Here is a 14,518-nt window from a genome sequence, read left to right as displayed (position 1 = left end):
GGCGGGATTTGTAACTACTTTAAAGATTTAACTTCAGATGGAGCTCTTTCAATTGTTCCTCGTCTATATTGGCTGGGGCGTCGATCATAACATCCCTACCGCTGTTGTTTTTGGGGAATGCAATAAAATCACGGATGGTTTCCTGACCGCCCAAAATGGAAACAAGCCTATCCAAACCGAAAGCAATTCCTCCATGTGGAGGGGCGCCATATTGGAAGGCATCCATTAAAAACCCAAACTGTTCCTTGGCCTCTTCAGAGGTGAAACCCAAATGTTTGAACATGGTGGCTTGTACTTCCTTATCATGAATACGGATAGAACCACCTCCAATCTCATTTCCATTGAGCACCAAATCATAGGCATTGGCCTTTACATCGCCAGGTTTGGAGTCCAATAATTCCAACTGACCCGGTTTAGGGGAGGTAAAGGGGTGGTGCATGGCGTGATAGGTTCCTGTTTCTTCATCCAATTCCAACAACGGAAAGTCTATGACCCAAAGTGGGGCAAATTCATCTGGTTTCCTTAGGCCTAAACGCTCTGCCAATTCCATGCGAAGTGCACTGAGTTGCGCCCTGGTTTCGTTGGCACTCCCTGAAAGCACACAAATAAGATCACCAGCTTTTGCTCTGGTTACTTCGGCCCACTGGGCCAAATCTTCCTGATTGTAGAATTTGTCCACGGAAGATTTAAAGGAGCCATCCTCATTGCACTTTACATAGACCATTCCCTTGGCCCCTACTTGAGGACGTTTGACCCAATCAATAAGCTTGTCAATTTCCTTTCGGGTATAAGCCGCTCCACCAGGGACAGCGATACCTACAACCAACTCCGCTGCATTGAAGACATTGAATTCTTTATGTTGGGCTACTGAATTTAGCTCTCCGAATTCCATACCAAATCGAATATCGGGTTTGTCATTCCCATATTTCTGCATGGCTTCATCAAAGGTGATTCTGGGAAAATCTCCGGTATCAACTCCATGAATTTCTTTTAATAGATGTTTGGTCAATCCTTCAAATGCATTCAAGATATCTTCTTGTTCCACGAAGGCCATTTCGCAATCAATCTGTGTAAACTCGGGTTGGCGGTCTGCACGCAAATCTTCATCCCTAAAGCACTTTACGATTTGGAAGTACTTGTCCATTCCGCCCACCATGAGCAATTGCTTAAAGGTCTGGGGAGATTGGGGCAAAGCATAGAATTGTCCAGCATTCATGCGACTTGGCACCAAAAAATCCCGGGCACCTTCAGGAGTGGATTTGATGAGATAGGGAGTTTCCACTTCAATAAATCCGTGGTTGGAAAGGTATTTCCTAACCTCCATGGTAACCTTATGCCTGAAAATCAAATTGTCCTTAACCGGATTTCTGCGGATATCCAGATAGCGGTACTTCATACGAATATCCTCACCGCCGTCCGTTTCATCTTCGATAGTAAATGGAGGGAGAATTGATTCGTTAAGAACCTGAAGCTCACTTACCAAAACTTCAATATCACCTGTAGGAATGTTGGGGTTCTTGGAAGCTCGCTCAATCACCTGACCTTTTACCTGGATCACTGTTTCACGACCCAATTCCTTGGCCATATCCAAAAGTTGATCAGGGGTTCGATCTTGATCCAAAACCAATTGTGTAATGCCATATCGATCCCTTAGATCTACCCAGACCACAAAACCTTTGTCCCTTACTTTGTGTACCCAACCGCTTAGTACAACTTCCGAATTGATATCTGAGGCCCTGAGGGCACCACAAGTGCTAGTTCTATACATTTTATTTGCTATGGAGGGGCAAATTTAAGGGGAATGCCATTATTTTCTGCTAGATAAATGCATTTTCTATTTGATGTCGGTCTTAATCCAATAAACTGGAGGATAACTTGGATTTGGAGAAATCCGCATTGATATAAAATCGCAGCCCGGATTTTTGGCAAAATTTCTCGATGAAAGGATTGTACTCTAAAAAATATTTTAAGTTAAAAACCTGAAAAACAAACAACTAGGTAGTTAATGTAAATTTAATGTTACGTAAATATATATTTAATGTAAAATATTAAGTACCTTTATGTCGTTAATGTTACTGAAATAATAATTTAAATCCCATATCATATGAAGAAAGCAATATTTTTTTTGGCAGTGATGTTTTCGGTTGGTATGTATTCACAAAATATTGAACCCACTATGGAAAAGGTTGGGGACATGGTTAAGGCTACATATTTTCATGAAAATGGCGAGATAGCCCAAACGGGTTATTTTTTAAACGAAAAACTACATGGGCAGTGGTTCATGTACAACCTGGAAGGCAAAAAAATTGCCTCTGGAAAGTATGTCGATGGGAAAAAATCTGGAAAATGGTTTTTTTGGAAAGATGAGATTTTGAAGGAAGTGGACTTTGTGGAAAACCGCATTGTACATGTTAAGAATTGGAACCAATCCGAGATTGTTTCTGTTGATATGTAAATTGAGATAGTGTTTAAATAAAAAAGCCCCCCGATTACTCGGGGGGCTTTTTTAGTTGTAATCAACAGCCTTAAGCCGCAATGTCCAACACTTCTTTTTTGTTCTCTTCTTTTCTTACTCTTCTTTTATGGATTCTTACCTTAATTCGGTAAACCAGACTAAAGAGAATGGGCACCACGATCAAGGTTAGGAAGGTAGCTACGAATAGACCATAGATAACCGTCCAGGCCAAAGGCCCCCAGAAAATTACATTGTCCCCACCAAAATAAATATTGGGATTAAACTCACTGAACAGGGTGAAGAAGTTAATGTTGAATCCGGTGGCCAGTGGAATCAACCCTAAAATAGTGGTGATTGCTGTTAGCAATACCGGACGCAACCTTGCTTTACCTCCTTTGACCACGGCTTCTAAAAAGTCTTTGGGTTCCAAGAGGTCATCTTCTTCTAATTCCAACTCCACTTTTTTCCTGTCAATCAAAAGTTGGGTGTAATCCAGAAGCACCACTCCATTGTTAACCACAATACCGGCCAGGGAAATAATTCCCATCATGGTCATCATGATCACAAAGGCGCTTCCCGTGGCAACTATTCCACCAAACACCCCAATCAAACTCAAGAAAATGGCCAGCATAATAATTCCTGGCTTGGAAACAGAATTGAACTGGAATATCAGGATAAAGAAAATCAACCCTAAGCCCGTAAAGAAGGCCCCCATCAAAAATGCCATTTGTTTGTTCTGCTCTTCCAACTGTCCGGTGTAGTCAATCTTTATATCTGCTGGAAGCTCCGTAAAGGAGTCCATTTCATCCTTGATTTTGCTTACAACAGCATTGGCATCGGTGAACCCGGGAGCTAGTGCAGAATATACCGTTACCACCCTTTCCGTTTCACGGTGTTTAATGGCACTAAATCCAGAGGTGTTAACCTGTTTGGCCACTGCTGAAATTGGAACTTCCTTGGTTTGCCCAGAATTCTGATCCTTAAAAGTGATTTTTTGATTAAAGATGGCGCTGGTGTTATATCTGTTTTCTTCATTGAACCGGACATAAATGTCATAATCCTCTCCGTCTTCTTTGTAAATGCCTGCCTTGGCACCAAAAATTGAATTTCGGAGTTGCTGCCCTACCTGTCCTGTAGAGACGCCTAATTCTCCAGCTTTCTTCCGGTCTACATCAACCAACATGGCAGGCTTTGACTTGTTTACATCTACCTTAAGCTCATCAATTCCAGGAATATTTTTGGAGTTGATGTAGTTCCGCATTTTCTCAGCAGTGGCAATAAGTTCAGAATAATCGTTTCCTTCCAATTCAATGTTGATAGGATATCCTGCGGGAGGACCAACAGCGTCCTTTTCAACAGAGATGGCCACCCCTGGATATATGTCCTTTAGGGCTTCCTGCACTTTTTTCAATAGGTCGTTGCTGTCAGCACCTTCCCTGAACTTGTATTCCCGCATGGTAGCGGTAATCTTACCACGGTGTGGCATTTCAGCGGCAGAACCTCCATCCGTCTGCGGATTGCCAGCTCCTTCACCAACTTGGGAAACAGCACTTTCTGTCAAAAAGTTATAATTACCATGCATATAGGCATCTTCATTGATTACCTCATAAACCCTCTCTTCAATCTCATTGGTAATTTCATTGGTTTTCTTGATATCGGTCCCTTCGGGATATTCAATATAGACAATGATCTGGTTGGGTGTGTTATCTGGGAAAAACTCCACTTTGGTACGCTGGCTTCCTACGGAGGCTCCAAAGCCCATAAAAGCTAGGAGCAGCAATACGAATGTCCCAATGGCAATATAAATAGGCTTTCTTCCCGTCAGTGCTCTTCGAAGTGTTCTTTCATAGAACTTTTCCCATTTTGGTAAGATTGTATTTTGGAAACCGTTGGCCCAACCTCTTAAGAAGAGTCGGTATACCCAAAGCAGAATGGCGGTAACTACCATCAAAGTTCCCAAAGCACGGTAACTTCCACCAAAAATCATTATCAACAACCCAATACCTGCAACAATGGACGTTAGCTGTATAATCTGTTTTAATGGCATTTTCTTATCCTCCGTGGTCATATAACGCGACACCAATACGGAGTTAAAGAAGATGGCCACAAAGAGTGATGATCCTAGAACCACGGAAAGTGTCACGGGGAAATAGATCATAAACTGTCCCATAACTCCTGGCCATAATCCAAGAGGAACAAATGCGGCTACAGTGGTCAAGGTTGAGATGATAATTGGGAACGCAATTTCCCCAATTCCTTTTTTAGCTGCTTGCATGGGGGTCATACCCTCTTGATCAATCAATCGGTACGCGTTTTCCACAACCACAATACCATTATCCACCAGCATTCCCAATCCCATAATCAATCCAAACAAAATCATGGTGTTCATCGTGTATCCCAACGTGCTTAAGATCATTAATGACATAAACATGGACATGGGGATGGCAAATCCGACAAAAAGGGCATTCTTAAACCCTAAGAAAAACATCAATACTGTTACCACCAGTATAATACCGAAGATGATATTGTTTACGAGGTCATCAACCTGCCCGATGGTCTTGGAAGATTGGTCGTTTGCGATGCTGATTTCCAAATCCCGTGGAAATACATTTTCAACGGCATTGTCCACAATAACTTGAATTTGTTCAGCTGCCGCCACCATGTTCTTACCTGCACGTTTTTTAACATCCAACATCACAACTGGATGTCCAAACTCACGGGCGTAAGTGGTTTTGTCCTCTTCCTTAAAGGTCACCTCGGCAATATCCTTTAGGTAAACAGGGTCATCATTTTCAGATTTGACCACAAAATCATCCAGATCTTTTGGTTCATCAATTTCACCTACAATTCGGATGGTCCTTCGCTGTCCGCTGGTAATCAAGTTACCGGCGGAAGTGGTCATGTTTTCATTGCTGATGGCAGTAATCACATCATTGAAGCTAACTTGGGCAGCCATCATTTTATAGATGTCAACCGCAACTTCCACTTCTTTTTCCTGGGCTCCACGAATATCTACCTGCTTTATCTCTGCAAGACCCTCTATTTCATCCTCCAAATATTCGCCATATTCTTTGAGTTTGTCAACGGGGTAATCTCCAGAAATATTGATGTTCAAAATGGGAATCTCCTCAGACATACTTAGGTCAAAAACGTTGGGTTCAACCTTGGCATTATTAAAGGTTGGCCAATCCTCTCCCGCGGTTTGTGAATCCACCTCATCCTTTACCTTTTGCTTGGCAGCTTCCACTGAGATATTTTCATCAAACTCCACTATAATCATGGAGTAATCCTCCTGAGAGGTAGAGGTTATTTCTATGACGTTACTTACCGTTTTAAGCTCATCCTCAAGCGGGTCCGTAATCAGTTTCTCAATATCCTCAGCTGTGTTTCCCGGATAAAGGGAGCTTATGTAGATTTTTGTTTCCTTGATCTCTGGGAAGTTTTCCCTAGGCATGCTAAAGTATGCGGATGCACCAAGAAAAAGTATCACAGCAATCAAAACATACATGGTTGTTTTGTTGTCAATGGCCCATGAGGATAGCCTGAATTCTTTGTCGACTTTCTTTTTTTGTTTACTCATCTTGTTAAAGTCTTTGGTTTATTCGCCGTTTTTGATTCTTACCTTTTGGCCTTCTTTTACGCTACGAGCACCCTCATCAATGATACCGTCACCATTATTGATTCCTGCCAATACCTCAACATAGTCTCCTTGCGTCTTTCCGGTTTCAATAATTACTTTTTTGGCAATAGCATCTGAAGAGACGGAATCGGCATCCACCAAATACACATATTGTTCTCCTTCGGCATTTTCTGAAACGATGCTTTGTGGAATCAAAATGGCATTTTCGTTGGTGTAATCATTAATCATCACCTTAGCCGTAAGGTTGGGTTTAATAGTTCCACTTTCGCTAGGAACAGGAATTTCAGCTGTAAACGAACGGTTACTCGGATTGATGAAATTTCCAGTCTGTCTCACCTTGGTGGTAACGCTATCGCCCAGCACAGGAAAGTAGACTTCAACATTTTTTCCAGGGGTTACATTTGGCAAATGACTTTCTGGAACCTCCACCTCTATATACATATTGGAAAGATTCACGATTCGAAAAACAGCTACCCCAGTACCAGGACTTACCACGGTACCTTGATCCTGGATTACATCGTCAATAATTCCTGAGAATGGCGCTCTAATGGTGGATTTGGACACTTGGCTCTGCATCTGTTTTACGGCACTCTCTTGAGCTTCATAAGTGGTTTTGGCTTCCAAATACTGGATTTCAGAACCAATATTCTGTTCCCATAATCTTTTTTGACGCTCAAAGGTGGTTTTGGCCAATGCCGCCTGTGTTTTCATTTGTGCCAATTGACTGGATAGTCCCCCATCGTCAATGGAAGCCAACAGCTGTCCTTTGGACACTTTCTGACCTTCATTGACATAAACACGGTTCAGCGTTCCTGAAATTTCTGGGTACACCAATACATTTTGTTTGGTCATTACATCCCCTTGAAGTTCCAAATAGTGGTCAAATTTTTCAGCTTTGGCCAAAATAGTGGTTACAAGTGGCAACTTGGCATGATCATCCAATTGAGCGATGGCAGAATCGAGGGAATGCAATTGCTGTTCCAGCGCTTTTTGTTGTGCTGAGATTTCTGCTCGTTTCCCACGGATGGCCTCAAGGTTTTTGTCTGCCAACACACCTTCAACTGTACTTTGTGAACCACCTCCACAGGAGGAAAGAACTACGGCTGTTAGTATGATATATGTTATTTTTTTCATGATTGATATGATTTGTTTAGATGTTTATGTATTTAAATGTTTAGGAGCTTATTTGTGATTTGTGCAAAGCGTTTAGCATTGCGGTAATTTCCGATATTTCAATTCTAATTGAAGTATAGTCTTCCTCTGTAAGAAAGTTAAGTCGATTGGAAATAATTGTTTGGTTCAACAATTCCATAGCCGAACTGTACGATACCTCCGTAAAGCGAGCTTTATCCTTGGGAGACTTCCTTGCGCTTCCTTCCGATATGTTTGAAGAAATCGAGATGCTACATCTTCTCATTTGTGAAACTAGACCATATTTTTCCTCTTCGGGAAACGAACTTGTTACGCAATAAACTTTTTTAGACAAGTCAACTGACTTGTTCCAAACGGTTAATTTTTCAAAAGAGTAAGTTTTCATAATTCTAAACTTTTAACCTACTTATCTTATAAACTAATTATTGAGGATAGTTTCCAACTCTGTTTTGTTATTGATAACATCCACCATGGATTGAAGGTATTCTTGCTGGGTAGTGTACAATTGCGTCTGAGCCTGTCTTAGCTCAAAACTGGTTGCCAATCCTTCAGAATATTTAACCTGATTTTTGTTTTCGATACGTTCCGCAAGCGCTAAATTTTCTTTGGAAGTTCCGTACTCCTCAATAGCCAGGATATAGTCACTTTTGGCACTTTCCAGTTGCAGTCGTATTTGTTCTTCTGCTTCCGTTAATTGCGTTTTGGCCTTTTCCAGAGCAATCTTGGCACGTTGTGTACCTGCACTTCGTTTTAGCGAACTAAAAATGGGAATGTTCAGATCAAATCCTAAAACAGAGGAACCAAACCACTCTTGTCCACTACTGAGAAAATTAAAGCTGTCACTAAAGGACGAACCCCCGTAATTCACAAAGGCATTCAAAGTGGGCAGGGCCTTACTTTTGGCTAGCTTGTGTTCAAAATAACGTTGCTCTTCTTGATTAATGGCCAATTTGTAATCTACATTGTTTTCAATGTTGAAAGAGGAATCCATCAATCCAAAATCTATTTGTTTTTGGGTGAGGTCGTCCAAGTTTTCGGTTAAAATAGTTGGGGTTTGAATGGGCAATCCCAAAACCAAATTCAGCATTTGAAGGGTAATCTTCTCCAAACGTTTCGCATTTTTGAGTTGATTCTCCACAGAGGACAGGGTGATCTTTAACTGATCTACACTTTCTTCATCGCCCAAACCGTTTTCAAAAATTTTCTCGGTTTCGTATAAATTTTTCTCCAAGGTTTTTTTGTTGTTCTCAGAGATCAAAACACTCTCCTGGGCCAAAAGCACATTGCCATACGCCTCAACAACGGCTTTCCGGACATCCAATTCGTTCTTCTCCTTGTTGTTTTGACTAAAGCTTAAAAAAGCTTTCGTTGCTTGTACCCCTACAATATAGGACCCATCAAAAATCTGTTGGGTTAAGGTGGCGGTTGCATTAGCGGATTGGGCTTGTCCAAAAACCACTTCCTGAAACGTTCCGGGTTCACCTCCAAAAAATTCCGCGGGAATTTGAGTGACCGGCTGCTTCAATTGGTTTTGATAACTGATGGCTCCTGAAATTTGTGGGAGTCCATCAGCAATAGTTTCCCATTTTTGTTTTTGGGCATCCACAATATCCCTACTGGCATTAATAGAGCTATAATTGTGCTCAAGCGCATGTGCAATGGCTTGATCCAGGCTAAAACTGTACGAAGCAGTTTCCTGCGCTAGGCCCATCAAGGGAAGGATTAAAAGTAAACTGATGATGGTTGTTCGCATTTAGATTTAATTTGAATTGATGATTGAGTTTATAATTTCTCTTCCTTTAACTGTTGTAATTCCTCGTAAATGGTATTCCAGATAATCGTCCATGAGCTGTGCCATGGTAAAAATTTGAATGGGAAATATATTGTTGTCCTTAATACTGGTGACACCTGAAAAATAGATTCGCGATACAAATTCCACGTTTAGGTTGTCGCGATAAATCCCCATTTCCATTCCACGCTTTACGTTTTCCTTTATGCAATCCTGCATCACCTCAAATTGTTTCTTCTTTAATGCATCATGAATCTTTGGATAATATTTCTGCAGCTGATATTGGGGGGAGGATTTTTCGTTTTTGAGGTGGACCATGACAAACTTTTTGATCTCGTACAGCTCTTCAATGGGATTTTTGGTCAATGCAATGATTTCATCAATACCGTTGGAAATAAACCAAAACATATCCATGGTGCTTTCCTCCACCAACATGGTCTTGTTTTCAAAATGGGAGTATATCGTCTTTTTGGAAATTCCCATTTCATTGGCCAAATCATCCATAGTGACACTCTTGAAACCAAGGGTCAAAAACATCTCCGTCGCCTTATGTAAAATCTTTTCTCGCATAATGGGGGACAAAAATAACCTTGGAAACTCTAAAAACAAAAAAAGTTTCCAAGGTTTTACATTTTTTTAACGAATGTTTAATCCTTTGGTTTTATAGGTTGCTAATCAGCAGTATACTGGCGAATTTGGAAACCAGAATTGGATTCAGTTGTTGATTTAGGACTTGAACGCCAGAAAAAAGCTCTGCGTCGGTAGCTTTCAATTTTTTCTATGGCCTTAGTTTTCTTCCTGGGCGCCATGCTGTTCTTCTTTATTGATTCGTTCCAAATAGTCATTATAGGCTTCTTCCCCCTCTTCTTTCCAGAACTGATCGTAGTGCTGCCATTTGGAAAATTCTGTTTTGCTTCTACAAAAGCGGTCACCTTTATGACGTTTTTTGGATTTGTAATTGGACTTTTTGGAGGAATGATTTCCAAATCCGAAGATAAATTTGGCTAATAATATAAGTCCAAGTGATTGCCAATAGCCAATAGTGGTCAATCCAAAGATGTCTGGCATTAACCAATTCCATAGGTGCATGAATACATAACCTGCAAGCAACACCAAAATGCAAAAAATGATGAAGGCAAAGAATATTTTAAAGCCCTTGGTTACATACTTTTCCACCCTCTTTTCGTAATATCTTTCTTTAGGTTCCATATGCTTTTAATTATAATGTTGAATTTTTTATAGTTTCTAAATATTTTGATAACAAGGACAAGGCACGATGTCTTCTGGACATTAATGTCCCGATTGAAATACCTGTGTCCGCTGCAATTTCTTTATAGGTATACCCTTCAAAGTCAACCGCGATAATGATATCTTGGTAGACCGGTTTTAGGGTTTTAATTCCAAGTTTCAGTGCTTCCTGAACATTTTCAGGGTAGTTGTTGTCTGCATCCCCGTAGAAAAGCTCGGCAAACTCGGCCCATTGGGCTTCAAAATCATCTCCTTCGTTTACCTTGTCCTTTTTGGTTCGCATCAGATCAATAATCCGGTTTCTAATAGAGTTGTATACAAATCCCCCAATATTGTTTATGGGCGATAGGTCATCCGTCCGTGAAAAAATCCGCAAGGCCACATCCTGAACAATATCCTCGGCGTCACGTTCCGTGGTATCGTCAATTCTAGACTGTACATAACCTTTTAAGGAATTGTATTCCTCATTAAAAAAGCTAGTGAGTCTGTTATAGTTCTCTTTGTTGGCTGCCATTAAAAAAGCCTATTAGCGGTCTTCATCTATAGAGACGATGATTTTCAAATCTATTGCGTTTTTTAAAGAAATTTTTTTCAAATCTTGCTGAATCGCCCTTTTATTTGGTATTGGGATACTGTTTAAATTGACCGTATTTTTGATCCATGACGAATTCAGACGCCATTGAACGCTACCGGAAAATGTTCAATTCCCATTTGGAAAGCAAACTTATTCCAAAAGACCCCAACAACCTCTATGAGCCCATTTCCTATATTTTGGGTTTGGGGGGAAAACGGATGCGGCCTGTTTTGACTTTGATGACAACGGACTTGTTTGGAGGTAACCCCTCCGATGCTTTGAATGCGGCACTGGCCATTGAGGTGTTCCACAATTTTTCCTTGGTGCATGATGATATCATGGACGATGCTCCGTTGCGTAGAGGCAAAATTACGGTTCATGAGAAATGGGATATCAACACGGGAATTTTGTCAGGGGATGCGATGCTGATCAATGCCTATCAATATTTGGAGGACTATCCTCCAGAGGTTTTTAAACCGCTTACGATACTTTTTAGCAAAACGGCTGTTGAGGTGTGTGAAGGCCAACAGTACGATGTGGATTTTGAAACTCGGGACGATGTCACCATTCCCGAGTACCTTAAAATGATTGAGTATAAAACGGCTGTTTTGGTGGCTTGTGCCATGAAAATGGGAGCGATTTTGGCCGGAGCTTCGGAAGAGGATGCACAATCTATTTATGAGTTTGGACAAAACCTAGGGATAGCATTTCAGTTACAGGATGATTACTTGGATGCCTTTGGCGATCCCAAATCTTTTGGAAAGCAGGTAGGGGGAGATATCATAGAGAATAAAAAGACTTTTCTCTATCTGAAAGCTTTGGAGTTTGCACCAAAAGAGGATAAAGAGGGATTGATGCACCTCTATTCCATTCAACCCGAAGATTCAAACACCAAGGTAGATACGGTCAAGACCATTTTTGAGGAAAGTGGAGCGGTGGAGGCGGCCAGAATGGAAATTGAAAGCTATACCCAAAAAGCTTTTGCCACCTTGGAATCCCTCAACATTCCTGAAAAGAACAAGGAACTTTTAAAGGTATTTGGGAACAAGCTCATGCAGCGTACCGTTTAAAACAACCTATTCCAAAGTGCTTTTAGAAAGGGACGTTTGGGACAGGCCCAAATGATTTGAAGGTCTTCCCAAACCGAGGTCTCTTCCTCCAGGAATTTCAAGATCAGTTGTGGCTTTCTTCTTTTAAAGAGCGATTCGAAGATGCTACTTCCCAAATGGTTTTGTTTGTAGAGAATGTCCAAGAGCAACAGATCGTAGAACCAAAATCTTTTCTTTTGATGCAACCCTGTAAGGGTCTTATCCAATTTTATGCGATTTACCAAACGTTTCACTTGCTTGTGGGTGTTATAAAAGGTAAAACCTGTACTGGGTTTGGCCCAACCCCCGGCAATGCCAATATTAAAAACCCCATTGGAATTATGTTTGTGAAATTGATAGCTAGTCATGGGAATGGAGCCTTGTTCCCTTTCGGCAATTTCAAAATCCTCACAACCAAGCTTGTTTTTCAGATAATCCTCAATGGCTTCTTCGTACTCAGACTTTTCCAATAGATTTTCTGAAAACAAGGTGTATTCCACCAAGGCTTCGGTCTCTGAAAATGGGAGTACATACATAAAGCGAGTATTGCCTTTCTGAGGTATGGAAAAGTCCATAAAGGTGGCCTCATTTGGATTAAAAACTGGTTTAGGGGTTGTTACAAACCAACCCAAAAAATGCTGTTGAAGTACAGGATACTTCTGCTGGGTTTTAACTGCTTTGAAATCGAAAATGCTATTAAAGACCTGCTTTCCCAAGAATTGATCAGTTTGGGTTGAAACAGTTACCGCGACCCCATTTTCTTGGATCTGTAACACCTCATCCTGTACCCATTGAATATTGGAATACTTCTTCAATCTTAACTTATATTCTTCGTAAAAGTCTATGCCTTGTAGCATCTTATAGCGGTAAGGGGCAATGGAAGAAGATAAGCTTAAATCCTGTCCCCCAAAAAAGATATGGGGCCAGTTTTTAAATAGTAGACCATTAAAGTCCCCTGCACCTTTCTCCCAAAAACACCAGGTACGATCATTTTTGGATTTGTCGTCCTTGTCCAAGATCAGGATGGACTTGTCGGAGAAAAAGGAATCATTTCCCAATGCATTGGCCAAAAGTAGGCCTGCCGCACCAGCTCCAATAATAATGTAATCGTACTTGGGCATGCCCAAAAATAAGGAAAGGAACACAGTCGATCATTATTCCATACAAGAGTGCTTCAATGAATTCAAAATGGGTATCTTGTAAGGAGCTTAGTAACTAAAACCATCGCACAATGAAAACTGTACAATCTCGCAAATTGTTACGGACCCTCTTCGTTATGGGTCTATTATTACCCACTTTAGTAATTGCCCAAAAAGAAACATCCTTTGTTTACGGAGATGCCTTACCGGATGCACCAGAACTATCGGCTCGGGGATCGTATAAAGTTGGAGTCCGAACCTTGGAATTTGTAAACAAGGGGCAGGTGGATATTCTCAATTCCAAAGAGGGGAATGATCCTCTGTACGATCGCCCTTTAACGGTGGAGGTGTGGTATCCCGCAGCAATTGAAACCGAAGGATTGATATCATACGATGAAGTAATGGGTACCAACGGAGACCCAAACCGACCCATAATTCCTTTTACTTTTAATGGAAGGGCCACTAGGGATGCTGCCCCAGTAACTTCGGATGGAAAATTTCCTTTGGTCGTGGTTTCCCATGGCTATGTGGGTTCTCGCTACTTGATGACTTACCTCACCGAAAACTTGGCCTCCAAAGGATACATTGTTGCGGCCATTGATCATACCGAATCGACCTTTAAAGATGCGGCACCTTTTCAGAGCACCTTGCTGAATCGTTCCAAGGATATTCTTTTTGTGGTGAATGAAATGGCAGCTGGGAAACACTTTCTTTCTGACCAAGTAGATGGAGATAATACGGGAATAGTAGGATATTCCATGGGAGGATACGGTGTGCTTAATGTTGCAGGAGCGGCCTATAGTGAGTTTGCTATCAACTTCTTTAAGGGGATGACGGGTGGTAGCAACGCCTTAGCCGTGCGTGGCAGTGCAAGCGAGGAATATCAAAATTCCATGGATCCACGGATCAAAGCGGTGGTCGCTTTTGCACCCTGGGGAATGGAGCGTGGTGTTTGGGATGCGGAAACCCTGAAAGGCCTAAAGACACCTACCCTTTTCGTAGCGGGAGATCAGGATGATGTTTCGGGTTATGAAAAAGGGATAAAGGCCATTTACGAGGGCGCTGTAAACGCAGACCGATATCTGTTGACCTATATGGATGCGCGACACAATGTGGCTCCCAATCCACCCCCTGCTGAAGCCTTGCAAGCTGGTTTGCATATTGATGAGTATTATCGCTATGCGGAACCCTCTTGGGATCAAAGGCGAATAAATAATATCAACCAGCATTTTGTGACCGCCTTTTTGGGAACTCACCTAAAACAGAAAGATTACAGCAAATTTTTGGATATCAAGGAAGACTCTAACGAGGAAACCTGGCCTGGTTTTGTGCCAAGATCATCTACGGGGATGGAGTTGTTGCATGCGGTTCCTGAATAATATGATTCTAGTTGCGTTTTAGGTATCACAATTTGTGATACCATTAATGTTTTG

General features: G+C 41.4%; 12 protein-coding genes. 3 read left to right on the top strand and 9 right to left on the bottom strand.

Annotated elements, in window-relative coordinates; translation table 11 throughout:
• Nucleotides 1–19 precede the first annotated feature (19 nt).
• Nucleotides 20–1,768 carry an aspartate--tRNA ligase gene (aspS, locus tag FGG15_RS11740; protein WP_138836424.1) on the bottom strand — a complete coding sequence of 583 codons (1,749 nt, stop codon included), beginning with the start codon at nucleotides 1,766–1,768 and terminating at the stop codon, nucleotides 20–22.
• Nucleotides 1,769–2,104: 336 nt separating this feature from the next.
• On the opposite strand from aspS, the gene FGG15_RS11735 reads away from it, so the two are divergent.
• Nucleotides 2,105–2,455 carry a toxin-antitoxin system YwqK family antitoxin gene (locus tag FGG15_RS11735; protein WP_138836423.1) on the top strand — a complete coding sequence of 117 codons (351 nt, stop codon included), beginning with the start codon at nucleotides 2,105–2,107 and terminating at the stop codon, nucleotides 2,453–2,455.
• A 70-nt stretch (nucleotides 2,456–2,525) separates the two neighbouring features.
• Here FGG15_RS11735 and FGG15_RS11730 read toward each other — a convergent pair whose 3' ends face one another.
• From FGG15_RS11730 to FGG15_RS11700, 7 genes are all read right to left on the bottom strand, one after another.
• Nucleotides 2,526–6,035 (bottom strand): efflux RND transporter permease subunit, encoded by a 3,510-nt coding sequence (locus FGG15_RS11730; RefSeq protein WP_138836421.1) that lies wholly within the window; start codon nucleotides 6,033–6,035, stop codon nucleotides 2,526–2,528.
• A gap of 18 nt (nucleotides 6,036–6,053) precedes the next feature.
• A complete protein-coding gene (locus tag FGG15_RS11725; RefSeq protein WP_138836419.1) occupies nucleotides 6,054–7,229 on the bottom strand; it encodes an efflux RND transporter periplasmic adaptor subunit in 1,176 nt (391 codons plus the stop codon).
• Nucleotides 7,230–7,269: 40 nt separating this feature from the next.
• A complete protein-coding gene (locus tag FGG15_RS11720) occupies nucleotides 7,270–7,632 on the bottom strand; it encodes a four helix bundle protein (protein WP_138836417.1) in 363 nt (120 codons plus the stop codon).
• A gap of 33 nt (nucleotides 7,633–7,665) precedes the next feature.
• Nucleotides 7,666–9,000 (bottom strand): TolC family protein, encoded by a 1,335-nt coding sequence (locus tag FGG15_RS11715; RefSeq protein ID WP_138836415.1) that lies wholly within the window; start codon nucleotides 8,998–9,000, stop codon nucleotides 7,666–7,668.
• A gap of 6 nt (nucleotides 9,001–9,006) precedes the next feature.
• Complete coding sequence (locus FGG15_RS11710; protein ID WP_138836413.1) at nucleotides 9,007–9,606, bottom strand: TetR/AcrR family transcriptional regulator; 600 nt, start codon at nucleotides 9,604–9,606, stop codon at nucleotides 9,007–9,009.
• A 216-nt stretch (nucleotides 9,607–9,822) separates the two neighbouring features.
• The gene (locus tag FGG15_RS20200; protein ID WP_138836411.1) at nucleotides 9,823–10,245 is read right to left on the bottom strand and encodes a hypothetical protein; all 423 of its coding nucleotides are present in this window, start codon (nucleotides 10,243–10,245) and stop codon (nucleotides 9,823–9,825) included.
• A gap of 10 nt (nucleotides 10,246–10,255) precedes the next feature.
• Entirely contained in the window at nucleotides 10,256–10,798 is a 543-nt protein-coding gene (locus FGG15_RS11700) for an RNA polymerase sigma factor (protein WP_138836409.1), read from the bottom strand.
• Nucleotides 10,799–10,944: 146 nt separating this feature from the next.
• On the opposite strand from FGG15_RS11700, the gene FGG15_RS11695 reads away from it, so the two are divergent.
• On the top strand, nucleotides 10,945–11,928 hold the full coding sequence (locus FGG15_RS11695) for a polyprenyl synthetase family protein (RefSeq protein WP_138836407.1): 984 nt from the start codon (nucleotides 10,945–10,947) through the stop codon (nucleotides 11,926–11,928).
• Here the strand turns inward: FGG15_RS11695 and FGG15_RS11690 are convergent.
• Nucleotides 11,925–13,067 (bottom strand): lycopene cyclase family protein, encoded by a 1,143-nt coding sequence (locus tag FGG15_RS11690; protein WP_138836404.1) that lies wholly within the window; start codon nucleotides 13,065–13,067, stop codon nucleotides 11,925–11,927. The genes FGG15_RS11695 and FGG15_RS11690 overlap by 4 nt on opposite strands.
• A gap of 110 nt (nucleotides 13,068–13,177) precedes the next feature.
• Here FGG15_RS11690 and FGG15_RS11685 point away from each other — a divergent pair, with 110 nt between their 5' ends.
• Entirely contained in the window at nucleotides 13,178–14,464 is a 1,287-nt protein-coding gene (locus tag FGG15_RS11685; RefSeq protein ID WP_138836403.1) for an alpha/beta hydrolase family protein, read from the top strand.
• Nucleotides 14,465–14,518 lie beyond the last annotated feature (54 nt).

Source organism: Flagellimonas algicola (assembly GCF_005937185.1).
GTDB lineage: Bacteria > Bacteroidota > Bacteroidia > Flavobacteriales > Flavobacteriaceae > Flagellimonas > Flagellimonas algicola.
The sequence above is the reverse complement of the archived record's forward strand: the minus strand, read 5'-3'. Positions and strand labels throughout refer to the sequence as shown.